The sequence below is a fragment of the Litorimonas sp. WD9-15 genome, from assembly GCF_050271975.1.
Classification (GTDB): domain Bacteria; phylum Pseudomonadota; class Alphaproteobacteria; order Caulobacterales; family Maricaulaceae; genus Litorimonas.
Genome location: NZ_CP189850.1, coordinates 2972561 through 2996804, shown reverse-complemented (window position 1 = coordinate 2996804; position 24244 = coordinate 2972561). Strand labels below are relative to the sequence as shown.

At 54.6% G+C, this 24244-nt stretch carries 31 protein-coding genes; 24 read left to right on the top strand and 7 right to left on the bottom strand.

Going from position 1 to position 24244, the window contains the following annotated elements:
* The first annotated feature begins 16 nt into the window (after positions 1 to 16).
* The 16 genes from rplN (at position 17) to rplQ (ending at position 9442) form a co-directional block, all read left to right on the top strand.
* Positions 17 to 400, top strand: coding sequence for a 50S ribosomal protein L14 (gene rplN, locus ACP9M6_RS14035; RefSeq protein ID WP_427452115.1), 384 nt, complete (start codon positions 17 to 19; stop codon positions 398 to 400).
* Between the two features lie 2 nt (positions 401 to 402).
* Entirely contained in the window at positions 403 to 723 is a 321-nt protein-coding gene (gene rplX, locus ACP9M6_RS14030; protein ID WP_427452113.1) for a 50S ribosomal protein L24, read from the top strand.
* Positions 716 to 1270: a 50S ribosomal protein L5 gene (gene rplE / locus ACP9M6_RS14025; protein ID WP_427452111.1), complete on the top strand. Its 555-nt coding sequence runs from the start codon at positions 716 to 718 to the stop codon at positions 1268 to 1270. Before rplX ends, rplE begins: the two co-directional genes overlap by 8 nt.
* Before the next feature lie 78 nt (positions 1271 to 1348).
* Positions 1349 to 1654, top strand: a complete 306-nt coding sequence (gene rpsN / locus ACP9M6_RS14020) for a 30S ribosomal protein S14 (RefSeq protein ID WP_189579673.1) — start codon at positions 1349 to 1351, stop codon at positions 1652 to 1654.
* 12 nt (positions 1655 to 1666) lie between these two features.
* Positions 1667 to 2065 (top strand): 30S ribosomal protein S8, encoded by a 399-nt coding sequence (gene rpsH, locus ACP9M6_RS14015; protein WP_427452109.1) that lies wholly within the window; start codon positions 1667 to 1669, stop codon positions 2063 to 2065.
* 10 nt (positions 2066 to 2075) lie between these two features.
* Entirely contained in the window at positions 2076 to 2609 is a 534-nt protein-coding gene (gene rplF, locus ACP9M6_RS14010) for a 50S ribosomal protein L6 (protein ID WP_427452107.1), read from the top strand.
* 2 nt (positions 2610 to 2611) lie between these two features.
* A complete protein-coding gene (gene rplR / locus ACP9M6_RS14005) occupies positions 2612 to 2962 on the top strand; it encodes a 50S ribosomal protein L18 (protein WP_427452106.1) in 351 nt (116 codons plus the stop codon).
* A 9-nt stretch (positions 2963 to 2971) separates the two neighbouring features.
* The gene (gene rpsE / locus ACP9M6_RS14000) at positions 2972 to 3577 is read left to right on the top strand and encodes a 30S ribosomal protein S5 (protein ID WP_427452104.1); all 606 of its coding nucleotides are present in this window, start codon (positions 2972 to 2974) and stop codon (positions 3575 to 3577) included.
* Between the two features lie 2 nt (positions 3578 to 3579).
* Complete coding sequence (rpmD, locus tag ACP9M6_RS13995; protein ID WP_427452102.1) at positions 3580 to 3768, top strand: 50S ribosomal protein L30; 189 nt, start codon at positions 3580 to 3582, stop codon at positions 3766 to 3768.
* 58 nt (positions 3769 to 3826) lie between these two features.
* On the top strand, positions 3827 to 4774 hold the full coding sequence (gene rplO / locus ACP9M6_RS13990; RefSeq protein WP_427452101.1) for a 50S ribosomal protein L15: 948 nt from the start codon (positions 3827 to 3829) through the stop codon (positions 4772 to 4774).
* 147 nt (positions 4775 to 4921) lie between these two features.
* A complete protein-coding gene (gene secY / locus ACP9M6_RS13985) occupies positions 4922 to 6289 on the top strand; it encodes a preprotein translocase subunit SecY (RefSeq protein WP_427452099.1) in 1368 nt (455 codons plus the stop codon).
* Between the two features lie 15 nt (positions 6290 to 6304).
* The gene (locus ACP9M6_RS13980; RefSeq protein WP_427454795.1) at positions 6305 to 6925 is read left to right on the top strand and encodes an adenylate kinase; all 621 of its coding nucleotides are present in this window, start codon (positions 6305 to 6307) and stop codon (positions 6923 to 6925) included.
* 172 nt (positions 6926 to 7097) lie between these two features.
* Entirely contained in the window at positions 7098 to 7466 is a 369-nt protein-coding gene (rpsM, locus tag ACP9M6_RS13975; RefSeq protein WP_427452097.1) for a 30S ribosomal protein S13, read from the top strand.
* 11 nt (positions 7467 to 7477) lie between these two features.
* On the top strand, positions 7478 to 7867 hold the full coding sequence (gene rpsK, locus ACP9M6_RS13970) for a 30S ribosomal protein S11 (RefSeq protein WP_427452095.1): 390 nt from the start codon (positions 7478 to 7480) through the stop codon (positions 7865 to 7867).
* Positions 7868 to 7966: 99 nt separating this feature from the next.
* Positions 7967 to 8983 carry a DNA-directed RNA polymerase subunit alpha gene (locus ACP9M6_RS13965; RefSeq protein WP_427452093.1) on the top strand — a complete coding sequence of 339 codons (1017 nt, stop codon included), beginning with the start codon at positions 7967 to 7969 and terminating at the stop codon, positions 8981 to 8983.
* Between the two features lie 48 nt (positions 8984 to 9031).
* Positions 9032 to 9442: a 50S ribosomal protein L17 gene (rplQ, locus tag ACP9M6_RS13960; RefSeq protein ID WP_427452092.1), complete on the top strand. Its 411-nt coding sequence runs from the start codon at positions 9032 to 9034 to the stop codon at positions 9440 to 9442.
* A gap of 216 nt (positions 9443 to 9658) precedes the next feature.
* On the opposite strand, the gene ACP9M6_RS13955 is transcribed toward rplQ, so the two are convergent.
* Positions 9659 to 10339 carry a type 1 glutamine amidotransferase domain-containing protein gene (locus ACP9M6_RS13955; protein ID WP_427452090.1) on the bottom strand — a complete coding sequence of 227 codons (681 nt, stop codon included), beginning with the start codon at positions 10337 to 10339 and terminating at the stop codon, positions 9659 to 9661.
* A gap of 163 nt (positions 10340 to 10502) precedes the next feature.
* On the opposite strand from ACP9M6_RS13955, the gene ACP9M6_RS13950 reads away from it, so the two are divergent.
* Both ACP9M6_RS13950 and ACP9M6_RS13945 read left to right on the top strand, forming a co-directional pair.
* On the top strand, positions 10503 to 10961 hold the full coding sequence (locus ACP9M6_RS13950; RefSeq protein ID WP_427452088.1) for a (2Fe-2S)-binding protein: 459 nt from the start codon (positions 10503 to 10505) through the stop codon (positions 10959 to 10961).
* Between the two features lie 2 nt (positions 10962 to 10963).
* Positions 10964 to 13171 (top strand): xanthine dehydrogenase family protein molybdopterin-binding subunit, encoded by a 2208-nt coding sequence (locus tag ACP9M6_RS13945; RefSeq protein ID WP_427452086.1) that lies wholly within the window; start codon positions 10964 to 10966, stop codon positions 13169 to 13171.
* Between the two features lie 20 nt (positions 13172 to 13191).
* On the opposite strand, the gene ACP9M6_RS13940 is transcribed toward ACP9M6_RS13945, so the two are convergent.
* The 5 genes from ACP9M6_RS13940 to ACP9M6_RS13920 all read right to left on the bottom strand — a co-directional run bounded on the left by ACP9M6_RS13940 (position 13192) and on the right by ACP9M6_RS13920 (position 19322).
* Positions 13192 to 13770 (bottom strand): DUF4272 domain-containing protein, encoded by a 579-nt coding sequence (locus ACP9M6_RS13940; protein WP_427452084.1) that lies wholly within the window; start codon positions 13768 to 13770, stop codon positions 13192 to 13194.
* A gap of 45 nt (positions 13771 to 13815) precedes the next feature.
* Entirely contained in the window at positions 13816 to 14850 is a 1035-nt protein-coding gene (gene pyrC / locus ACP9M6_RS13935; RefSeq protein ID WP_427452082.1) for a dihydroorotase, read from the bottom strand.
* 196 nt (positions 14851 to 15046) lie between these two features.
* On the bottom strand, positions 15047 to 17722 hold the full coding sequence (locus ACP9M6_RS13930) for a DUF4175 domain-containing protein (protein ID WP_427452080.1): 2676 nt from the start codon (positions 17720 to 17722) through the stop codon (positions 15047 to 15049).
* 37 nt (positions 17723 to 17759) lie between these two features.
* On the bottom strand, positions 17760 to 19049 hold the full coding sequence (gene lysA, locus ACP9M6_RS13925) for a diaminopimelate decarboxylase (RefSeq protein WP_427452078.1): 1290 nt from the start codon (positions 19047 to 19049) through the stop codon (positions 17760 to 17762).
* Between the two features lie 3 nt (positions 19050 to 19052).
* Complete coding sequence (locus tag ACP9M6_RS13920) at positions 19053 to 19322, bottom strand: hypothetical protein (RefSeq protein WP_427452076.1); 270 nt, start codon at positions 19320 to 19322, stop codon at positions 19053 to 19055.
* 53 nt (positions 19323 to 19375) lie between these two features.
* Here ACP9M6_RS13920 and ACP9M6_RS13915 point away from each other — a divergent pair, with 53 nt between their 5' ends.
* From ACP9M6_RS13915 to ACP9M6_RS13900, 4 genes are read left to right on the top strand one after another with little or no spacing between them, the layout of a single operon-like run.
* Positions 19376 to 20143, top strand: a complete 768-nt coding sequence (locus tag ACP9M6_RS13915; protein WP_427452075.1) for a hypothetical protein — start codon at positions 19376 to 19378, stop codon at positions 20141 to 20143.
* A complete protein-coding gene (locus tag ACP9M6_RS13910; RefSeq protein WP_427452073.1) occupies positions 20133 to 20903 on the top strand; it encodes a hypothetical protein in 771 nt (256 codons plus the stop codon). The genes ACP9M6_RS13915 and ACP9M6_RS13910 overlap by 11 nt, the downstream gene beginning before the upstream one ends.
* A gap of 35 nt (positions 20904 to 20938) precedes the next feature.
* The gene (locus ACP9M6_RS13905; RefSeq protein ID WP_427452071.1) at positions 20939 to 21127 is read left to right on the top strand and encodes a DUF1289 domain-containing protein; all 189 of its coding nucleotides are present in this window, start codon (positions 20939 to 20941) and stop codon (positions 21125 to 21127) included.
* On the top strand, positions 21120 to 21743 hold the full coding sequence (locus tag ACP9M6_RS13900; protein ID WP_427452070.1) for a hypothetical protein: 624 nt from the start codon (positions 21120 to 21122) through the stop codon (positions 21741 to 21743). Before ACP9M6_RS13905 ends, ACP9M6_RS13900 begins: the two co-directional genes overlap by 8 nt.
* Position 21744: 1 nt before the next feature.
* Here ACP9M6_RS13900 and argH read toward each other — a convergent pair whose 3' ends face one another.
* Entirely contained in the window at positions 21745 to 23157 is a 1413-nt protein-coding gene (gene argH / locus ACP9M6_RS13895) for an argininosuccinate lyase (protein ID WP_427452068.1), read from the bottom strand.
* On the opposite strand from argH, the gene ACP9M6_RS13890 reads away from it, so the two are divergent.
* Positions 23156 to 23740 carry a TlpA family protein disulfide reductase gene (locus ACP9M6_RS13890; protein ID WP_427452066.1) on the top strand — a complete coding sequence of 195 codons (585 nt, stop codon included), beginning with the start codon at positions 23156 to 23158 and terminating at the stop codon, positions 23738 to 23740. The genes argH and ACP9M6_RS13890 overlap by 2 nt on opposite strands.
* Before the next feature lie 59 nt (positions 23741 to 23799).
* Positions 23800 to 24222: an ExbD/TolR family protein gene (locus ACP9M6_RS13885; protein WP_427452065.1), complete on the top strand. Its 423-nt coding sequence runs from the start codon at positions 23800 to 23802 to the stop codon at positions 24220 to 24222.
* Positions 24223 to 24244 lie beyond the last annotated feature (22 nt).

The window sequence follows — 24244 nt, the reverse complement described above, 5'->3', positions numbered from 1 at the left end:
AGCTTAGGAGAATCGCATGATTCAAATGCAATCCAACCTCGACGTCGCCGATAATTCCGGTGCCCGTCGCGTTCAGTGCATCAAAGTACTGGGCGGATCCAAGCGCCGCTACGCCAGCGTGGGCGACATTATTGTCGTCTCCGTGAAAGAGGCTCAGCCGCGTGGTAAAGTGAAAAAGGGTGACGTCCGTCGCGCTGTTGTTGTGCGTGTCCGTAAGGACATCCAACGCGCCGATGGTTCCGTTATCCGTTTTGACGGCAATGCTGCTGTCATCATCAATACAAATGGCGAACCGCTCGGAACGCGGATTTTTGGCCCTGTGCCGCGCGAGCTTCGCGCCAAGTCAGGCCCGACAAAAAATCTGATGAAGATCGTCTCGCTCGCACCAGAGGTCCTGTAGTCATGGCTGCCAAGATCAAAAAAGGCGATTATGTCGTTGTCCTGTCGGGCGCCGATAAAGGTCGCAAAGGCGAAGTCCTTAAGGTTTCTCCAAAGGATGAGCGCGTCGTTGTCAAAGGCGTTCGCCTGATGAAGCGTCACGTCAAGCCGTCACAGGCTGACCCTGATGGCGGAATTCAACAGTTTGAAGCACCAATTCACGTTTCTAACGTCGCGCATATCGATCCAAAAGACGATGTTCCGACACGCGTGGGTTTCAAGGTTCTGAAAGACGGCAAAAAGGTCCGCGTGGCCAAGAAATCGGGAGAAGTCATCGATGGCTAAGCCGTATACACCCCGCCTGGCCGAACTCTACACGAGCGAAATTCGTGGCAAGATGCAGGATCAGTTTAAATATTCCAACTCCATGCAGATCCCGGCGATTGAAAAAGTCGTCCTGAATATGGGTCTCGGTGAAGGCGTTGCTGACAAGAAGAAAGTCACAGCCGCCATCGAAGAAATGGAATTGATCGCCGGCCAAAAGCCTGTGCCAACTGTCGCCAAGAACTCCATTGCGGGCTTTAAGCTCCGTGACGGTATGGTGATTGGTGCCAAAGTGACGCTGCGTCGCGACAAGATGTATGAATTTCTTGATCGTCTGACAAACGTGGCGCTGCCACGCGTTCGTGACTTTCGCGGCCTGAATGGTAAAAGTTTTGATGGTAATGGCAATTATGCCATGGGCCTGAAAGAGCATATCGTCTTCCCTGAAATTGACTATGATAAGGTCGAGGGAACACGCGGTATGGATATCGTGGTGCAAACCAGCGCCAAAACAGATGAAGAAGCCAAGGCATTGCTGGCCGCGTTTGGGTTCCCGTTCCGCAACTGAGCGAAACGACCAAACGAACGCAGTAAGTCGAGCGGGTCTTTGAAAGAGGCCCAGCAACTTGAAAAAGGAATAGATTGAATGGCTAAAGTCAGTGCAGTCGAACGCAATTTGAAGCGCCAGCGCCTCGTTGCGAAATATGCCGCGAAACGTGCTCTCTTGAAAGACACAGCTCGCGACAAAGACCTTCCGGTCGAAGAGCGTTTTGCCGCTCAGCTGAAACTCGCGGCACTCCCGCGTAACTCTGCTGAGACACGCGTTCGCAACCGTTGTCAGGTCACCGGGCGTCCGCGCGGTTACTATCGTAAAATGAAAATGTCCCGTATCGCCATCCGTGATCTGGGTTCTATCGGCCTGATCCCGGGTCTCACGAAATCCAGCTGGTAGGGAGGAAACAGAATGTCTTTTTCCGATCCACTCGGTGATATGCTCACCCGTATCCGTAACGCCATCATGCGTAACCGCTCTTCGGTTATAACACCGGCGTCAAACTTGCGCGGCCGCGTCCTCGACGTTTTGGCTGATGAAGGTTTCATCCGCGGATATTCCGAAACAACAGATGAAGCGGGCTTCCGTGCCTTCTCCATCGAATTGAAATATTTCGAAGGTGAAGCGGTTATCCGTGAAATCAAACGCGTGTCCAAACCCGGCCGTCGCGTTTACTCGTCCGTCAAGACGTTGCCGCAAGTCCGCAATGGTCTCGGCATCTCTATCCTGTCCACCCCTAAAGGCGTTATGAGTGACGCTGCTGCCCGCGAAAACAATGTCGGCGGCGAAGTCCTCTGCCAGGTCGCGTAAGGAGGGTTATATGTCACGTATTGGTAAAAACCCCGTCACGGTCCCAGTCGCTGTCACACTGACCCAATCCGGTCAGGACGTCACAGTCAAAGGCGCCAAGGGCGAATTAAGCTTCACGCTTCCGGATGCTGTCACAGGCAAATTGGAGGGTGCTGAATTCACCGTTTCCCCCGTTGAAGGCAACAAGAACGCCAAAGCGATGTGGGGCATGGCCCGCACAATGGTAGCAAACATGATTGAAGGCGTGTCAAACGGCTTCAAAAAAGAGCTTCAGCTCAAAGGTGTTGGTTATCGGGCACAGATGAAAGGGTCTACACTGTCTATGCAGCTTGGGTTCTCTCACGATGTTGAATATGCCGCGCCGGACGGAATCACAATTAACGCACCAAAGCCGACTCAGGTGATTATCGAAGGTATCGATAAGCAGCAGGTTGGTCAGGTTGCAGCGGAAATCCGCTCCTACCGGAAGCCAGAGCCTTACAAAGGTAAGGGTGTCCGTTATCTTGGCGAATATGTCCGGATGAAAGAAGGGAAGAAGAAGTAGTCATGAAATCCTCTCGCTCCCTCATGCAGCGTCGCGCGCAACGCGTCCGTCGCCGCCTCAAAAAACACGCCAATGGACGTCCGCGTCTGTCGGTTTTCCGGTCCAACAAAAATATCAGCGTTCAGATCATCGACGATGTGACGGGCACGACTTTGGCTTCGGCTTCCACTTTGGAAGACAAGACAGCCAAAGGCGGCGATGTCGAAGCGGCAAAGCGCATCGGCAAGCTGATCGCGGAACGCGCGTCAAAGGCGAAAGTCGGCGACATCGTGTTCGATCGTGGACCTTATCTCTATCACGGCCGGGTGAAAGCCCTCGCCGACGCGGCTCGCGAAGCCGGTCTGAAATTCTAGGAACGTATTATGGCTCGTAGAGAAGACAACCGTCGCGGTGGAAAACGCGAAGAAGTAGATAACGAATTCACGGATCGCTTGGTTCACATTAACCGTGTTGCCAAGACTGTGAAAGGTGGACGGAATATGTCTTTCGCTGCCCTCGTTATCGTGGGTGATGAAAAAGGTCGTGTCGGCTTCGGTAAGGGTAAAGCCCGCGAAGTGCCGGAAGCGATCCGTAAGGCGTCGGAAGAAGCCAAAAAGACAATGATCCGCGTGCCATTGCGCGAAGGTCGCACATTCCATCATGATGTCCGCGGACGTCACGGTGCGGGTAAAGTTGTGATGCGTGCGGCGCCTCCGGGTACCGGTGTTATTGCAGGTGGACCCATGCGGGCTGTGCTCGAATGCCTCGGCGTTCAGGACGTGGTCACAAAGTCTATCGGGACATCAAACCCATACAACATGGTGCGTGCGACTTTTGATGCGCTCAAGCGTATGGAAAGCCCGCGGACGATCGCGAATAAGCGTGGCAAGAAAGTCGCCGAGATCGTGAACCGCCGCAATGATGGTGCGTCAGCTCCGGAGGCGCTTGATGCGGCTTCTGAAACTGTCGTAGCTGGAGCGGAGGCTTAGTCATGGCTAAAAAAGCAACAGTAACTGTTCGCCAAACCGGCAGTGCGACCCGTCGTAAACCTGACCAGCGTGCAACGCTTGTCGGTCTCGGCTTGGGACGCATCGGAAAACAGCGGACTTTGGAAGACACACCTTCCGTGCGTGGGATGATCAATAAGGTCGCCCATATGGTAAAAATCGTAGAAGAGTAGTTTCTCCACAGTCCGGCATTGCCGGGCTTTGGCTGAAAAACCTCTTGAGGATAGTACAATGCGTTTGAACGAACTAAGTGATAATGATGGCGCCACACACCGCAAGAAGCGGATTGGTCGCGGTATCGGCTCTGGCAAGGGCAAAACAGGTGGCCGCGGTGTCAAAGGTCAGAAGTCCCGCTCAGGTGTGACAGTTGGCGGCTTTGAAGGCGGCCAAATGCCCATCTATATGCGTCTGCCAAAGCGTGGCTTTAACGCGCCAAACAGCAAGACATATCAGGAGCTCAGCATTGCCAATATTAATCGTGCGATTGAGTCCGGTAAGATTGACGGCAAAACTGATCTTGATGCAGCGGCCCTCGTCGAAGCCGGCGTTATCCGCCGTGCCAAAGACGGTGTTCGTCTGATCGGTACAGGTAAAGTGTCGAAGGCCGTGAAGCTTCACGTCTCCGGCGCAACAAAAGGCGCGATTGCCGCTGTCGAAGCGGCCAAAGGCTCCGTAACTGTTCTGGACGAAGACACTGTCTATCGCAAAAAAGGCGAGAAGCAGGACCGTTCTGGCAAAGTGTCCAAAGCTGATAAGAAAGCCGCCAAAGCCGACGCAGCTCCGGCTGAAAAAGCGCCAAAAGCTGAAAAGCCCAAGGCCGTTAAAAAGGCTCCGGCCAAGAAAGCTGCCGCTAAAAAAGATGACGGCGTGTCCGCTTATCTCGAGCCAACACAGCAGTTTGATGCGGATGCTGACAACGCTGTTGTGACGAAGATTGAAAAATATCTTGGGGCGTCTTTGAAGAATAAGGACGCGAAATACGTGTCTTGTTCGGATGAGACGGAACTCGATACAATCGTCAAAGGCTTCATGAAAAAGAAAATGGGCATTGATGACAAAGACACCGCAATGGAAAAAGTCAAAGCTGTCTGTGCCGAGATGAAGCCAATGCGTATGAAAAACCGTGTCACATTCTATTACCTGCTGGCCAAAAACGAAGGCAAGCTCGGCGAATTCTAAACTATAATGTTAAGGCCGTGTCCTGTTCTTACAGGGCGCGGCCTTGAACATGTTTGTCGCACCCCCATCTGGTTATGATACGCGCGTTAAGCCTCTCATATTCTGATTGCAGGTGTGGCGCGATGAACAGATAAAGGGAACCGCATCATGGCTTCAGCCTCTGAACAGCTCGCCGCCAATATGAACCTTGGGGTCTTCTCCAAGGCGAAAGAGCTGCAAAAGCGACTTCTCTTCACGCTCATGATTTTGGTTGTTTACCGTATCGGGACTTTCGTTCCGATTCCGGGGATCAATATTGATGCCTTCCAGGCGGCCTTTGGCAGCGGGACGGGTGGCTCCCTCTTTGAACGATTGAATATGTTTGCCGGTGGTGCCGTCGAGCGTCTCGGTATTTTTGCGTTGAACGTGATGCCATATATTTCGGCTTCGATCATCATGACCCTGCTGAAGGGGTCAGTCGCCTCGCTGAAAGAACTCGACAAAGACGGCGAGCAAGGGCGGAAGCAAATTAACCAATATACGCGCTATCTGACCGTGTTCCTCGCGGCGTTCCAAGCCTTTGGTATTGCCCGTGCGCTGCAAGCCACAGACGGCACTGTCATTGATCCCGGTCTCTTCTTCCAAGCGTCTACAGTGATCACACTCGTCGGCGGTACGATGTTCCTGATGTGGCTCGGTGAGCAGGTGACGGCACGCGGTGTCGGTAACGGTGTCTCGTTGATCATTTTCGCGGGTATTGTCGCCGAGCTACCGAAAGCGCTGTTCCAGCTCTTCGGACAGAACCAGACAGGTCAGATTACAGAATTTCTCTTGATTATCCTGCTGGCGCTCTTTGTCGGGCTGTCCATGCTGATTGTCTTCGTCGAACGGGCGCAGAGGCGATTACTTGTCCGGTATCCCAAACGCCAGATGGCGGGTGGGAAACAGTTTGGCGGCGAAAACTCCTTCATGCCGCTGAAACTGAACACGGCCGGTGTTATCCCGCCAATCTTCGCCAGTTCGCTTCTATTATTGCCAGCGACATTCGGTCAGATCTTTGTTGGCCAAGACGGCGCGGCGTCGGGTATTGCGGGGACAATCCTCGCCTATCTCGGCTATGGCTCGCCAACCTATCTCGCGTTATACGGCCTGTTGATTATCTTCTTCTGTTACTTCTACGTCCCTTACGTGTTTAAGCCCGATGATGTGGCCGATAACCTTCGCAAGAATGGCGGTTTCCTGCCGGGTATTCGTCCGGGTCAACGGACAGCGGAATATCTGTCCTACGTCCTGTCGCGCCTGACATTTATCGGCGCGCTTTACGTGGCCTTTGTCTGTGTCCTGCCCGAGCTCTTCATCGCGCAACAGGGCGGTACGGTTCCGGCCTCTGTCGCCATGTTGATCGGCGGAATGAGCTTGCTGATTATCGTGTCCGTGACACTCGACACGGTCGCACAAATTCAATCGCACCTGATCGCGCATCAATATGAGGGCCTCATCAAGAAGTCCCGCATGCGTCGCCGTAACAAGACATAAGAGGGACTGATGGCTCTGAATCTCGTTCTTTTTGGTCCTCCCGCTGCGGGCAAAGGCACACAAGCCAAACGTCTCGTGGCGGAGCGTCAGCTCATTCAACTCTCAACGGGTGATATGTTGCGTGCGGCCATTAAGTCCGGATCGGAACTCGGCCAAAAAGTTGAGGGTATTATCAAAGCCGGTGACCTCGTCAGTGACGAGATTGTCATCGCCCTGATCGAGGATCAGCTGGATTCGAATCCGGGTGCCGCAGGATTTATCTTTGACGGATTCCCCCGCACCGTCGCCCAAGCCGAAGCCCTGGATTCAGTGCTCGCGAAACGGGACGAATCGGTGGACTCGGTCATCCGTCTCAAAGTAGACGACGGTTCAATTCTCGGGAGGATCGAAAAACGATTCCTCGAACAAGGCCGCAAGGATGATAATCCCGAAGTCTTCAAACATCGCCTCGCGACCTATAACAAACAGACGGCTCCGCTCCTGCCTTATTACTCGGCACAGGGAAAGCTGACGGAAGTTGATGGTATGGCGGATATTGAAACGGTTGCCGCGTCCATTTCGGAAGTGCTCGACCGTCAGGCCTCTCCCAAGGGAGAGCCTAAAAAAGGATTTTTCGCGCGTCTATTTGGCGGGTGAGAGTTTCGGAGGTGAAAACCTCCAAGATAACAGCGCGGACGGTTGACGCCTTCCGTTAATAAGACTAAGTGACCCGCTTTCGCGGCAGACGTCATCGGCTACCGTCTCATTTGTTATGGGACAAGCAAACGTCAGACGCCGAACCGGAACCGGAATGAATTGGAGGCCGAGTGTGGCTCGTATTGCTGGGGTAAATATCCCGACCAACAAACGCGTTGAAATCGCGCTACGTTATATTCACGGCATCGGCCCTGCAAAGGCGACCGAGATCTGTGAGAAGGTTGGCATCTCGCGCGAGCGTCGCGTGCATGACCTGACCGATCAGGAAATTTTGCAAATCCGTGAGACCATTGATGCCGAGCATCAGGTCGAAGGTGATCTGCGTCGTGAAGTGTCCCAGAACATCAAGCGCTTGATGGATATGGGTAACTATCGCGGTCTGCGTCACCGTCGTGGCTTGCCCGTTCGTGGCCAGCGTACACATACAAATGCCCGCACACGCAAAGGCCCTGCAAAGGCCATTGCCGGTAAGAAGAAATAAGGTAGTCTGACATGGCAAGAGAACCAGGCAAGGTCCGCCGCGCCGACCGGAAGAATATCACGTCCGGCGTCGCACATATCAACGCAACATTTAACAACACGATGGTCATGATCACGGATGCTCAGGGCAACGCCGTCTCATGGTGTTCCGCAGGTGCGATGGGCTTTAAAGGCTCTCGTAAATCTACGCCTTATGCGGCACAGGTTGCGGCTGAGGAAGCGGCGCGTAAAGCGGCAGAACACGGCATGAATACATTGGAAGTCAATGTGAACGGTCCAGGTTCGGGTCGTGAGTCCGCAGTCCGTGCGCTAGCGGCGACCGGAATGACGATCACAACAATCCGTGACGTCACACCCATCCCGCATAATGGTTGTCGTCCACCAAAACGCCGTCGCGTTTAAGGTCGAAATACTCCAAGCCCTGCGCTTGGGGAGAACATTTTTCGGCGTGTCATTCCCTCGCGGAACGGCGCGCCAAACGCTTAATTAGAGGCGAACACCGTGATTGAAAAAAACTGGCAAGAACTTATCCGTCCGATCAACCCGGAAATCGAACCCGGCCGTGATCCCTCGCGCAAAGCCCTGATCATTGCAGAGCCGCTCGAGCGTGGCTTTGGTATGACACTCGGTAACGCACTCCGTCGCGTATTGCTGTCCTCCCTACAGGGTGCAGCCGTCTCCGCTGTTCAGATTGACGGTATCGTTCACGAATTTACATCCATCCCAAATGTCCGCGAAGATGTCACAAACATAGTCCTGAACATCAAAGGTCTCGCCGTGCGCATGCATGCTGACGGACCGAAAAAGCTTCTTCTGCGCAAGCAAGGTGCAGGTCCCGTCACAGGTGCCGATATCGAAGAAACAGCCGACGTTGAAATCCTGAACAAGGACCACGTCATCTGTACAGCCGATGAAGGCGCTGACCTTCGTATGGAACTGACCGTGACGTCTGGGAAGGGCTATGTCCCTGCATCGGCGTCCCGTCCGGAAGATGCGCCAATTGGCCTAATCTCCATCGATGCCCTCTATTCGCCCGTCAAACGCGTCGCTTACCGCGTTGAAGACACACGCGAAGGTCAAGTTCTCGATTATGATAAACTCATCATCGACATTGAAACAAATGCCGCCGTCACACCGGAAGATGCGATCGCGGTTGCGGCTCGTATTCTGCAAGACCAATTCCAAGTCTTCGTCAACTTTGACGATCCGGAAGATGTGTCCCGTGGTGAAGAGAAACCCGAACTCGACTTTAACCCCGCGCTTCTGCGCAAGGTTGACGAGCTTGAGCTCTCTGTCCGCTCTGCAAACTGCCTCAAGAACGATAATATCGTTTACATTGGCGACCTGATTCAGAAATCCGAAGCTGAAATGCTCCGTACGCCGAACTTTGGTCGTAAATCCCTCAATGAGATCAAAGAAGTTCTCGCTGCCATGGGCTTGCACCTCGGCATGGACGCGCCAAACTGGCCGCCGGAGAATATCGAAGAACTCGCCAAGAAATATGACGACCATATCTAAGCTTTCTGCTTAGATTGGTCCCAAAGAACACCTCGAAGAGATTTAGCCATGCGTCATAAAATCGCCCATCGTAAACTGAACCGCACAGCGTCACACCGCAAAGCGATGTTCGCCAATATGTCCAGCTCCCTTATCGAGCATGAGCAAATCGTCACGACTCTGCCAAAAGCGAAAGAACTTCGTCCTTTCGTCGAGAAGCTCGTAACACTCGCCAAAAAAGGCGACCTAAACTCCCGTCGTATCGCGATTGCGCGTACGCGCAATAAAGAGATGTCCAAGAAACTCTTCGACGTTCTCGGCCCCCGCTATGCGGATCGTCCGGGTGGATATATCCGCATCATGAAAGCGGGCTTCCGCTATGGTGACAACGCGCCAATGGCCGTCATTGAATTCGTCGATCGCGACGAAGATGCCAAAGGCAAAGTGGACCGTGAGAGAGCCGAAGCGGTCGACGCATAGCGTCGATTGGAAGGTCCAGTGGACCTTCCAAAGTGAAGGCTCCGAAATCGCAAGATTTCGGGACTCGACATAGAATAAATGAACCGTGGCCAGCGCCGCGGTTTTTTGTTTTAGGGGCAACGATCAATAAAACGAGCAATGCAGGGGATAATCAAAACTCAAACACAAAAAGACCGCAGCAAAGCCACGGTCTTGATCATAAAAATTCAAAACAGTTTAAGCCTTAAGAAGCTCCAGCAATTTTTCGGCTGCAGCATCTGATGATGCGGGGTTTTGCCCTGTCACCAACGTCCCATCCGCCACGATAAATGATGTCCAATCGCCCTCCCGTTCAAATTTCCCGCCATTGGCTTTCAACATATCCTCAACCAGGAATGGGACAACATCTGTTAATTCCACAGCCTCTTCTTCACTATTGGTGAAACCTGTTACAGTTCTGCCGTGAACGAGCGGATCGCCATTCGGTGCTTTTGTGTGTTTGAAGATAGCGGGGGCGTGACAGACCGCACCAATAGGGCGATCAGACGCCGCGAAAGCCTCAATCAAATTGATACTATTGGTATCTTCGGCCAAATCCCACAACGGGCCGTGGCCGCCGGGGTAGAAGATAGCATCGAAACCTTCTTCTGAAATTGTTGAGAGTTTGACTGTATTTGCAAGCTCATTTTGTGCAGCTTTATCCGCCTTGAAACGCTCCGTTGCAGGTGTTTGGGCATCTTCAGTATCACTGGAGGGGTCAAGGGGCGGTTGACCGCCTTTGGGCGAGGCGAGCGTAATTTCTGCATTAGCGTCTTTGAAGACGTAATAGGGGGCCGCGAATTCTTCCAACCAAAAGCCTGTCTTTTTGCCCGTATCTCCGAGTTTATCATGCGAGGTGAGAACCATCAGTATTTTCATTATTTGACCTTATATATTTTGGTTATTCGATTGATCGTACAAACGATCATATAGGTATATCGTTCCCGACATTCATGTGTGAACACAGGCCAATTGCATCTCCTATTTTGGTGCCCTGATGTGTTACGCTATGATTGATAGAGAATAGTGGAAGGACGGACAGATGGTTCAGCTCAATATCAATGGACAACAAGCCAGCTTAAAAACCGACCCCGACACTCCGCTACTTTGGGCGATCCGTGAGGAGCTCGGCCTGACGGGGACGAAATTTGGCTGCGGCATTGCACAATGCGGGGCGTGTACAGTTCATGTAAACGGCGAACCCGTGCGGTCCTGTTCCACGCCGCTCTCCGCTGCTGAGGGTACGGATGTCACCACGATTGAAGGTGTTACTGATGCCGAGGGAACGCTCCATGCGGTACAGCAGGCGTGGATCAAACATCAGGTGCCGCAATGCGGTTATTGCCAATCCGGGCAGATTATGAGCGCTGTGGCCCTCTTGGAGACCACGCCTGACCCAACGGATGAAGATATCAACACGGCCATGTCCGGTAATATCTGCCGCTGCGGTATGTATGACCGTATCCGCGCGGCGATCAAAACCGCCGCGAAGGAGGCCTGATCATGGCCAAACTGGGAAAGTGGACACGACGCGGATTTATCGGCGCAGGGCTCGTCGCGGGCGGGGCGCTCGTCGTCGGGGTTGCCATCCGACCCGGTGACCGCACGGACAAGCTCGAAAAATATGTAGCGGGGGAGGGTGAACACCTTCTCGCCGCTTGGGTCAAAATTTCCGAAGAAAATGTCATCACGGCGATCATCCCCCACGGTGAAATGGGGCAGGGCGTACACACGGCCCTCTCCGCCATGCTCGCCGAGGAAATGGATGCGGATTGGGAGGCAATGGAAATCCTCGAAGCGCCTGCCATCAAGGACTACGCAAACTTCCCCCTCGTGCGGGAGTTCATAGCGGGCGGAAAAGCCGTGCCCGGCATGGTGTTTGACACGCTGAACGGGGCGATGCTGGCCATTTCCAAATCCATGAATATGCAGATCACGGGCGGGTCGACTTCCGTCCGCTTTACCGGAACCGGCGCGATGCAGACGGCGGGTGCGGCGGCGCGGGAATTGATTGTGAAGGCTGCGGCGAAAGACTGGGGCGTTCCGGTGTCCAGCCTGCGCACGGAAAAGAGTGTCGTCTATCACGACGCCTCAAATCGGTCTGCGCCTTACGGCACATTCGCGGCGGCGGCGTCCGAAATGGAACCCAATATCCGTCCCAAACTGAAATCCCGCAAAGATTACACGCTAATGGGGAGGTCCCTCCCGCGCGTGGATATTCCGGCCAAGGTGAATGGAACTGCGGCTTTCGGGATTGATGCCAGAGTTGACGGAATGAAATACGCCACCGTTATGGCCCCGCCCGTCCATGGTGCGAAGATCGAGCAGGTCGATGACAGTGCGGCAAAAGACATGCCCGGCGTCATCTCCATTCATAATATGGGCGATTATGTCGGCGTGGTCGCAGACGGTTATTGGCAGGCCCAACAGGCGCTCTATGCGCTGGATGTGACCTTCACGACATCAGACGCGGACGCATTAAATCAGGACGCCCTCTATGCGCAATATGCGCAGGCGCTGGATTCCGGTAAACGCAAAGTCCTGCACAAAACGGGCGATGTCACGAAAGCCGAAGCGAAGGCTGCGCGGATTTTCGAAGCCGAGTATACAGTCCCCTATCTCGCCCATGCCTGTATGGAACCGATGAATGCGACCGCTTGGGTGCGGGATGGGGTTTGCGATATCTGGTGCGGGACGCAAAACCCGCTCGGCACGAAAGAGGCTATCGCGAAAGCTTTCGACATGAAGTCCGAAAATGTCACACTCCACACGGCCTTAATGGGCGGGGCGTTTGGGCGTCGGGCCATGACGGATTATGTCCTGCAGGCCGTGGCTCTGTCGAAAGCCTCCGGTCATCCCGTCAAACTCATCTGGTCACGTGAGGAAACGACGCAGCAGGACCATTACCGTCCGGCGGTGATCGGGCGTTACCGCGCCGCGCTGGACGCGGATAATATGCCGCTGAGTTGGGAGAGTGTCTTCGTCCACAAAATGGACCCGCCCGAAGCCAGCCTGATTCCCTACGCCATCCCGAACCAGAAAATGCAGGTTGTGGAGAGTCCCTCCCATACACGGCTCGGGCCTTGGCGGTCCGTCGATCACACGCAGCACGGTTATTTCACGGAGAGCTTTATCGAAGAACTCGCCCATGAAGCCGGCAAGGACGGCTATGAGTTCCGCCGCGCACTCCTCAGCGATCATCCACGCTTTGTGAAGGTCCTTGATGCTGCTGCGAAACTTGGAAATTGGGGTGCACCGCTTCCCGACGGACAGGCACGCGGTATTTCCATCGTCGAGAGCTTCATGACCATTTGCGCGCAGGTCGTAACTGTGGATGTCAGCGAAGGCGATCCGCATGTGCTCCACGTGGCCTGCGCCGCCGACCCCGGATTGGCTGTTAATCCTGACGGCTTCACAGCACAAATGCAAAGTGGGATTATCTACGGTCTCTGCGCCGCGCTACACGGCGAAATCACATTGGAAGACGGCGCGGTTGCGCAGAGCAACTTCCACGATTACGAAATCCTGCGCATAGACCGCGCCCCGAAAATCGACACCGTGATTGTCAGCAGTGACGCCCGCATCGGCGGGGGCGGCGAACCCGGAACCCCACCGATTGCTCCCGCATTGGCCAATGCCGTGTTTAATGCGACGGGACGGCGGATGCGGAGTTTGCCCATTCGGGATGTGAGTGTGGGTGTTGCGAGTTAATAAACAGACATAAAAATGAATTATGTATCAGTTGTTATGTCATCCCAATTTTCATATTCGCCCCATAAAACCCAATTGATTGCATGATGACGTTCTTGGATAATTTCAATGTCGACTTTGATTTTGGGGGCTTGATTTTTGATTTGAGCGTTTCTTGCTTCCCAGTGATAGTTTTCAATTGTTTCACATAAACTCAGGATTTCTAGTTCGTCTCTTAAATTTGCAGTCTTCAAGTACCTTTGGGCAGTGGTTTGATTCAGTGGTGAAAACGCTTTCTGGAAGATATCTGTTTCACATTTTTCATGTGCAGGCGCTAGCTCGGTAATCTCATTTAGAGCCCATAGCAAAATATGTAATCTTTCTGCTTGCCAGCTATAACTTATCTTCTGCTTTTCTGTAGCATTTGGGTCATTAAGAAAAACGGCCTCTTTAGGGGATAGAGAGCTCCAAAGGTCATTCCCTTTGATCCATTTAATCACGTCTTGTCGTGGTGTTGCATCAATCGATAGGAGCCAAACACCAAATAGAGCTAAAGCACGTTTCGCAACATTTTCAGCACTCACAAAATTAAAGTCTTCTGGTATTTCTTCATAGGACATATTTTTTCTAGCTTAAAACTACTCTCAACTTACCCCACACTCCACTTACCCTACACTCCACCCCAAAGTCTCACCCGCATGAAACGGAATGATATCCGTCTCGCTCAAGGTCATCCGCTCCGGCACGACATGATCCTGCTTTGTTAGCGTCATCGTCTCCTCATTCACGGGCAGGCCGTAAAAGCGGGGGCCGTTTAAACTCGCGAAATTTTCTAATTTATCCAGCGCACCCTCTTCCTCGAATGTGAGAGCGTAGCTTTCCATCGCATAGGGCGCGTTAAACACGCCCGCGCAGCCACAGGCGCTTTCTTTTGCACCAACGGCATGCGGGGCCGTGTCCGTGCCGAGAAAGAATTTGGAATGTCCGGAGGTCGCGGCCTTGCGCAGGGCGAGGCGGTGTTTCTCGCGCTTGGCAATGGGCAGGCAGTAATAATGCGGGCGAATGCCGCCCTCGAAAATGGCATTCCGGTTATAGCGCAGGTGATGCGGTGTAATCGTGGCGGCAACATTCGGTCCGGCCTCGGTCACAAAATCTGCGGCTTCCTGTGTTGTAATATGTTCAAACACGACTTTCAGGTTTGGATGTTCTTTGACGAGACCGACCATCACCTCGTCGATGAAGACGGCTTCGCGGTCAAAAATATCGACATCCTTATGCGTGACTTCGCCGTGGACGAGGAGCGGCATCCCGACATCTTCCATCGCGTCCAACACGTCGTGAATATTGTTCACGTCAGATACGCCATGTGCGGAATTTGTCGTCGCATTTGCCGGGTAGAGTTTGGCCGCCGTAAACACGCCTTCGTCTTTGCCGCGTCGCATCTCCTCCGGGTCCATTGTATCCGTCAGATAGGCCGTCATGAGGGGTGTGAACCCCAGCGACGGATCAACGGCGGCCAGGATGCGGTCCCGATAGGCTCGGCCTGCTGCCACTGTTGTCACGGGCGGTTTCAGGTTGGGCATGATAATCGCGCGGGCAAATTGACGGGCCGTGTGGTTGACGACGTCAGACAGCATCGCCCCGTCGCGTAAATGAACATGCCAGTCATCCGGGCGGCGAATAGTCAGAGAGTCGGTCATGGGATGGAGTTAGGCAAAGTGACGGAACGGGACAAGGCTAATTTCAGGTTATAGACCTGTCCCCGGCGTAGGCCGGGGCCTCGTGAGGTTGTCGCGATGTCTTTTTGGTAGAGATTAGCCGACAGGGCCGCGGCTTGCGTCTGGGACAGGTTTTAACTGTATATCGCCAGACTTGGTTCTGCAAAATTGAGGCGATTTAAAATCGTTTCAACAACCGTTCCAGATAATCCCGCTCTTCCTGTTCGCGTTGTTGTTCGGCGGCGCGGCGGCGGAGTTCTTCGAGGAGTTCGCGGGAGCGGGTGGCGTTATCGCGGTCGTCAATATCGGCTTCGCTATTGCCGTCATTAAACCCATCGGCGCTGCGGCCCAGCGGGTCTTGGCCTTCGCCGTCGGCCTCGCTGCTTTGTCCCGATTGTTGAATAGCGGCTTCCGCGAGGGCTTCGCCCGCATCGCGGAGGGCTTGGATAGCCTCGGCTTGGGCTTCGCCCGCACCGCGTAAGTCGCCGCCCGCCAGTGCCTCTTCACTGCGTTGCATAGCCTCGTCTGCCGCACCTAGACCGCGCGCGAGTTGGTCTTGTAGCTCCTGCGTCGAGCGCCCGCCGCCTTGACCTTCACCCTGCTCAGTGCCGCCAGCGGATTGACCCTCTTCGCCCGACTGGCCTTCGCCTGTTTCTCCAGCTTGCTCTCCGCCTTCCCCTTCGCCGCTCTCCTCGCCTTGACCGGATTGTCCGTTCTCGCCCTGCGCAGGAATGGCACCATCGAGTTGTTCCAGTAGGTCGCGGAGTTCTGCCTGACGTCCGGCGAGTTCCTGTGGGTCGAGTTCTTCCTCTCCGGGTTGGCTTTGATCATTCCGTTCGGCGCGTTCCGTCTCGTCCTGCAGGTCGCGTTGTTGTCCCGTCAGGTCAGCGAGATCTTCGAGATTTTCCTTCATCTCTTCGGACATGCTCCCACTGGCCGGGTCGCCGCCTTCACCGCCACCGCCGCCTTGCGACAGTTGAATTTGCATATTTTCCAGCAGCTCGGCGAGCTGGGCGAGGGCGATGCGCGCCCCTTCGGTGTCGCCCGCGGCATTGGCTTCCTCGATGGCTTTCAGAAGTTCCTGAATTTCGTCGACACTACCCATCGCGCCGCCACCGCCGCCTCCCCCTTCGGCGACATTGCCTTCTTCTTGCGCTTTGCGGCGGAGTTCTTCGGTATAGGCGTCGACGGCGAGGTTATAGCGATCAAAGAGTGTATCAATTTCACGTTTTGACGCGCGGCGGGCAATGCCTTCGCGCAGCGCTTCTTCGGCCTCGCGCATTTCTTCCAAGGCCGTGCCGAGCACGCCGAATTCCGCACGGATCGCAATTTTCCAGAGGTCTTCGGGCAGGCCCTCCAAGAGCGTAATTCCATCCGCATGACGCATGGCGGAGCGTGCATGGCGCAATCCCATATAGACAGCGGGGTCTTCAAAAAATCCTGACGGTTGGTCGGTCACAGCCTCAATGAGAAGGGTTGCACGTTTGATCTCTGCAGGGGCACGATCAAAGGTCAAGCGCGGACGATATTCATTCATGAGGCCGTCCGCCGCTGTCCATTCGGGACGCGGGCGCGGGGCGTAGTCTTTTTCCAGACCCGCAATGACGAGACCGCGTTGTTCGGCCACGGCTTTGGCGAGCGGTTCGACGAAAATTTTATCCGGTATTGTGAAATAGGCCGGCCCTGACACGCCTGTATTTCCGGCCCCATCTGTTGCGATCAGACGGCCAATGACTTTCTTTCCGGCCCAGCGGTTCTTGGACAGGTCCAGCGCGGCAGACGCGCTTTCAACATCTGTCTGTTTGGAACCGGGCAGGGCGATATCGGCGCGGACGGTGACGCCGTCAAAGATGGTCTCTTCCGAAAACCCCTCGACCAAAAGCGCCATTTCGAGATCGAGTTTTTCGACACCAAAATCATCTTTTAAGCCATAGGAAAGTACAAGGCGGTCACGTTTATCCGCTTCGGGCGGTTCTACGATGTCCACTTCCGGCGGGGTATCATCAACAATGTTGAGCGTAAAAACCTTGCGGTCCAGCCCGACGCGGAATTCAATCGTGGCGCTACCCGTGATAATTTCGCGGACTTCAAAGCTCTTCGCGCCGAGGCGTTTCGGCGTCAGGAATGTTCCGCGCCAGCCCTGTTGCAGGCGGGGTCGGGGCGCGTCTTTTGCCCCGGAAATTCGCGCAACAAATTCACTGCCGGCAGGCACAGAAATATCGGTTGTTTCCTTGAAATAAAGCGGCGGGCGGCCCGTGTAAGATGGCGGGTCGATCCACGCTTCATAGGTGACAGAGGAGCTGCGAATGGGTGATTGCCATGTCGGCGAGATGGCTTTGCGGAGGCGTTCAAATGAGAACCCCGCCATGTAAATCGCCGCGCAGAGCAGGAGGAAGGGGAGGATAAATCGCAAATAGGCAGGGTCTATCGGGCCGAGTGTCGGACGGGGCTGAGCCTTTTTCAAAAATTGCGCTTTCTGAAGGGCGGCTTTCTGGTGAGAGGGCCAGACATCAGCAGACAGTGCGGGGCGATCATCCAAGACATCCAACGGGCGATGGGCTTGACCGGAATCTACTTCGACGCGACGGCGGGCATCGGACTGCGTTGGGACCGGAATTGGGAGCGCGCGGTAGAGACTGCGGGCGAGGACAGAAAGCGTTGCGACCAGCGCAATTAAACGGATCGGATCCCCGATCCACTGCCAGACACCCATCCATGCGCCGAGCAGGAAAATGGCGACAGCCAAAAATCCGGGTGCGAGGGTCGGCGCATAATGTTCCCACACCAAACGCAGACGGGCCCGCGCGACCAGGCGAGATGTCCGTTTCAATGTATGTTCGAGATTTATCGACATGAGCCGTAACTATAGCCAGCCAAATGTCGATGTCGCATTAAATGTCCGTGACATTTTCGTCTTTTGTCAGCCAGTTCGGGAGCGACTCCGTTTTCAGAATATCCTCAACTGTCGGGCGCGCGCGAATAACCGAATAGTCGCTGCCATTCACGAGCACTTCGGGCACGAGGGGACGTGTATTATATTGGCTCGCCTGCGCTGCCCCATAGGCGCCTGCGGAGTGGAGGACGATCAGGTCGCCGCTTTCCAGCGCCGGCATTTCGCGACCCTTGGTGAATGTATCGCCACTTTCGCAAATTGGACCGACGACATCATAAGTCTCCATCTTGTCCAGATCAGGCTGCTGCACGGCTTCAATTTCATGATAGGCGTCATAGAGCGCAGGGCGGAGGAGATCATTCATCGCCGCGTCGATAATCAGGAAGTCCCGATCCTCGCCGCGTTTGACGTAGAGGACTTCCGACAACAACACGCCGGAATTACCCGCAATCATCCGGCCGGGCTCAAAAATCATTTCGACATTCAGGTCTGCCGTTAGACGTTTGACCAGCGCCGCGTATTCGGACGGGGGCGGCGGGACAGCTGCATTGTTTCCGTAGGGAATGCCCAGCCCACCGCCAATATCGAAACTGGAAATGGTATGCCCGGCGGCGCGGAGTTTTTTGATGAGTCCCGCGACTTTGACGATGGCGGCTTCAAATGGAGCGAGATCGGAAATCTGGCTGCCAATATGAACATCGACGCCGACAATTTCGATGCCGGGCAGGGCGGCGGCTTCCGCATAGGCGCTCTCTGCCTGTGACCAGGCAATCCCGAATTTATTCTCTTTCTTGCCCGTCGAAATTTTCGCGTGTCCGCCAGCTGTCACATCCGGATTGACGCGGAAGGCGACGGGGGCGGTTTTGCCCGTATCTGCCGCAACTTCGTTCAACACGCGCAATTCGGCGAGGCTTTCCACATTGAAGACGCGAATACCGACCTCTAATGCTGCGCGCATTTCCGCGCGGGTTTTGCCTACGCCTGAAAAAACGATGCGGTCCGCCGGAATACCGGCCATGAGTGCGCGTTTTAATTCTCCCACAGAGACGACATCGGCGCCCGCGCCGAGTTGTGCGAGCGTGGCCAAGACGGCAATATTGGAATTGGCTTTCACTGAATAGGCGATAAGGGATTTCGTGTCGGCAAAACTGTCAGCGAAAACATTATAATGCCGCGTGAAGGTTGCAGTGGAATAAACATAGACGGGCGTCCCGACCTCCGCCGCGATACGGGACAGGGGAACGTCTTCGGCGAACATTTCGCCGTTTTGGTAATCAAAATGGCGCATGGCTTAGCCCTGATCTTGTCCGAAGGGATCGGTGTCGAAATCATCTTCGTCCGGGTCGCTGAAATCCTGGTCCAGCAAATCATCTGGATCGGGCCTGTCTTCGCGGTCCAAATCTTTCGCCGGTACGCGGTCGGGGTCGACTTGACCGGAGCCAAAGACGGGCGGCGGTACCTTGAGGTCGCCGCGAATCCCGCAACCGGACAGCAGCGCAGCCAGCAGACCTGTCGTCACTGTAAGTTTTAACATCGGGTTCAGCTTGATACGACTAGGCATAAATTTGGGCATCCTCATTTGGGTGTGGTCTGCATATCCGTAAAAGGTCAAAGATGAAACATTGGATTCCTGTGCTTTTGGTCACAGTCTCGGCAAGTTCAGCTTTCGCGAGTGAAGACCTGCGCGGCGAGACATTCTGCTTTCCGGCCAAAGATGTGCCCAAGCTTGTCAGCGAATTAGCGGAAGTGGATGAAGACCGTCGTGATATTGTGGATGTCCGGCTGCAACCCCGGTTTATCATCAAGGATGACGGTATCTGGCCGGAGCGGTTTTATCTCGCCAAAGACGGGGAACTGGTGACGGATATTCCGTTTTCGCGTGAAACGGGTGCAACGCCGACCTTCCTGGAGAGTGCTAAAGCGCGGCCCGATACGGATATCTGCGTCGATGATCCCACGCGCGCTGACCGCCCCGCCGATGATGAGGGCTTATATTTTGAAATGGGCCTGTCGCCGCTTTTCCATAATGAGAGCGGGACCTACTCTTTGGATGAATTGAAAGAGGGCGCAAAGGATGGGAAAAAATTCTACAAGAAAATGCTGCCCGGCGTCGTCGCAATGTTAATGCCGGATACGGATTATTTTGCTGTTAAAATGGTGGTACGTGACGCCGTGCCGACGGTTGCGGCTCTTACGGAGCGGGGGCAGACACCGCTGACATTGGAACCCGTCAAAGATATGTGGATTGTCAGTCTGGACGATATCAAAGATCTGGACGCGACAGGCATGACGATCACAGGCGGGGCCTATGAATTGCAACCCGTGCCCAGCCCGAAAACATTGCGTCAATTTGGCTGGGGAGATGCCACCGATGAAAAATAGTTTCACATTTGCCGGGCTCTTATTCTTTGCGTCAAGTTCAGCTGCGCAAGCCGGAGAGGCCTGTCGGTCGGCCAAGGATATGATCCGAATGGTCGATGCATTTTACGGCGCGGACGCGGACCGTGTTGATATTATTGAGCCTTCCGTCTCCCTGAAAATGACGGGGATAAACGGGCATCCCACTCCGAGCCAGATGCTATTCCGGGATGGCGGTGCAGAACACTATCTTGAGATTGATGAAGCGGGTCAGTTGCAGAATATAGAAAAAGTGGCAGGCCTCTCAAAAGATGCCGAGATGTGTCGTGTGATAAATGGAGAGATTCCCGAGCCTGTGGAGGGCGACACAACATCCGCGAATATCTCTTTCCTTTTTCCTTATCGTCGAACGGATGGCGAGTTCACGGTCGAGGAGTTACGTGAGGGCGCAAAGGACGGTTCAAAAATCATGGACGGCGTTGCCCCCGGTGGATTGGGGTTTGCGGTACCTGGATTGAAAGCGATTGCCTTAAAGCGTGTCAGCGAAGACGCCCCGATACCTGTCGCAACATTCACGCGGAAAGGGGAGCCGGTCGACGTGCCGATATCCACTTTTAATTCAGATCAGTTCATGCGTTTGAAAGATATTAAATCTGCAAAAGCCGACATGTTGACGATTCAAGGCGATTATGATTTGTCAGCCATGTTCAAATTTGATCCCGAGGATATGGCGGAAGCGGAAACCAAGCGCCTCGCCGCTCTCGTGGAACAGCCTGCTGAATAGGTTGAATGTTAACGAAAGCGGGGTAATCTCACCCCATGGCTGCCAATCCTGACATAGAGAGTCCCTGTAAACTCATCTGCACATTGGATATCCAATCAGGTGTTTGCACAGGATGTGGGCGTACACGTCAAGACATCGGAATGTGGACACGCTATTCCAAGGCACAGAGAGCCTTTGCCAATATTGAGGCAAAGAAGCGGTTAAAGGGGTTGGCAAATGGCTGAAGACAAAGTGGACCGTTCGGACATGTGGAAGGCGGTAAAATGGATAGTCATCGCCTTCATTGCCTGTCTTATCACATTCGGTATTTGGAAAGCCTGGTCCATTGCGACGGCCCCGGCCCGGGTTGTGGGCGATGCGGCGGGCTCGGTCAAAACGGGCGTTAGCAATGTCGTCAATCGGTTGGACGTGGAAATTCCCAATGCGCGCCGTTTCAACACGGTATCCGAAAACGCCTTTAAAGTTTTGAATGAGATGGAAACGTCTGACCCTGACGGGATGAAAGACCGGGCCTTCCGTATCGCCAATCTGAACGGTGCCGATAATAAGGTCTGTGAGATCAGCTATGATTTCGGTCAGGGCGACGTGCCCGTCTATGTTGCCGCCGATAATAAAGAACATGAAGCCGCCAAAGCCGTTGGGCAAAAAACTGACCGTCGTATTCGCATCGTCATTGTCACGAGTGAGGAAACATTGGGTCTTAATAGTGAATATGATGCTGAAGCAGAGGTTTGGAACCTCTCTTGGCGCCCCAGTTCAATTAATAAGCCTTATGATGATAGCTGGACACAAGGCCCCGTGATGTCAGTCCTGCGCGATGTCCCGAAAATCTGCGGCTAGATTATTTCGCCAGCTTTCCTCGCCACGTCTTCACCTGTTTACGCACTTCACTCGGCGCTGTGCCGCCATAGCTCGTCCGGCTGCTGGCCGAGGCAAGAGGGGTGAGGACGGTATAGATGTCTTCCGTGATGCGCGGCTCAACGGTCTGCATATCTGCGAGGTCCAGCGCGTCGAGCGTCTTTCCTTGTTTCTCCGCCATGGCGACGATCGCGCCCGTCACGTGATGGGCGTCGCGGAAGGGCATGTTGAGGGTCATGACGAGCCAATCGGCGAGGTCTGTTGCGGTGGAGAAGGCTGCGCCCGCGGCGCCCGCTAACTTGTCCTTATTCGGTACCATGTCCGCAACCATGCCCGCCATCGCCGCAAGGCCGAGTTCCAGCGCGTCAAAGGCGTCAAAGACGGGTTCTTTATCTTCCTGCATGTCCTTGGAATAGGCGAGAGGCAGGCCCTTCATCACGATGGTTAGCGCCGTGAGCGCGCCCATGATACGGCCGACTTTTGCACGGACGAGTTCTGCCGCGTCGGGATTTCGCTTTTGCGGCATGATCGAACTGCCCGTCGTGAAGGCGTCCGAGAGTTTGATGAACTGGAATTGCGCGCTCGTCCAGATGACGATTTCTTCCGACAGGCGCGAGAGATGCGTCGCGCAGATCGTGGCCGCTGACAGGGCTTCCAAGGCAAAGTCCCGCGCGGAGACGGCGTCGAGAGAATTGGCCATCGGGCGATCAAAGCCGAGCGCTGCCGCCGTCATGTCGCGGTCAATATTATACGGCGTCCCGGCGAGGGCCGCCGCGCCCAGCGGGCTCTCATTCATCCGCGTCCGACAATCTGCGAACCGCGCGCGGTCCCGCGCAAACATCTCGGCATAAGCCAGCATGTGATGGCCAAAAGTCACAGGTTGCGCGCTCTGCAAATGCGTGAAACCGGGCATGATTGTGTCCGCATTCTCCGCCGCTTGATCGACCAAAGCTTCAATCAAGGTCGTGAGTTGCTGCCCGAACAGGTCCAGATGATCCCGTACCCAGAGGCGGAAATCCGTCGCGACCTGATCATTACGCGACCGTCCTGTATGAAGACGTCCGCCCGCATCCCCGATTTTATCTTTCAAGCGCGCCTCAATATTGAGGTGAATATCTTCCAGTTCTTCCGACCACGGGAACGAACCATTCGCGATTTCCGCGCCAATTTCATCCAGCCCCGTGTGGATGGCGTCGCGGTCTTCCGCCGTAATAATGCCTTGGGCGGCGAGCATATCGGAATGCGCCTTTGAGCCCGCAATGTCCTGCGTCGCGAGTTTGCGGTCAAAGTCGATGGACACGTTGATGGCCTGCATCAATGCACCCGGACCTGCGGCAAAGCGGCCCCCCCACATGGTCTGGCCTTTCGATGATTTCGGCTTTATCTCGTCGGTCATGACGTCCTCATTCTTTTCTCTCGGCAATGCTATTCGCGCGACCATTCTGTTCGGGCTTTTCATCATCTTGTTCGTGCTTGTCCAGTCCTGTCAGGCCCCAAAAACGGGATTGGATCGATTTGCTGTTGGGTCACTCAAGAAATTGACGGTGCGGGAAAGCCCGCCCCTTCCGCCCAAGACGGTTTTTACGGCTGCGGATGGCCGGGAACTGACGCTGGAAAGCTTGCGCGGGAAAACGGTTGTCCTGAATGTCTGGGCGACGTGGTGCCCGCCCTGTATTAAGGAAATGCCCTCGCTGGATAATTTACAAGCCCAACGCGGCGGTGACGATTTCGAAGTCATCACGATTAGTATTGACCGCACGAAATATGAACCCGCCAAATTCTTCACCGATAATGAAATCAATAACTTCGCCCCCTATCATGACGGCTCCTACGGCATACCGGGTAACCTGCGATTGCAGGGGTATCCAACGACGTTGATCTACGGCCCCGCCGGAAACGAAATCGCCTATCTGGAGGGCGAGGCGGAATGGGACAGCGCCGAGGCCTTGGCCCTCGTGGATTATCTCACGGGAAAATAAACCCTTGCTAATAGAGGTGTAACAGTATTACGTTACATTTATAATCAAGGAGGAAGCCCATGTCCCGTCGTCGTACCCGAACGCTCACAGATGATAGCACGGAGGTCGACATGACCCCCATGTTGGACATCGTCTTTATCATGCTGATCTTCTTCATCGTGACGGCTGTGTTCCTTAATGAGCAAGGCATAGATTTCACGAAAGCGCAGGGCGGTGACGGCGCACCAACCGCCACAGTCTCAATCGTCATCAACGCCAAAAACGAAGTCTCCGTCGAAGGGCGAATTGTCCCGATCTCCGTCGTGGAGGCGGAAGTGCAGCGCCATCTCGTTAATAAACCGGGGGCGCCTATCGACCTTCGCGCGGACGAGACGGCGCGTTTGGCAGATGTCGTGACGATCAAAGACGGGATGGAACGTGTCGGGCGGACGGTGAGTTTTGAAACTTATGTGGCGTCGGAGGAGATGGCTCGCCTCCATTAGTAGCCAAAGAAAAAGCCTCCAC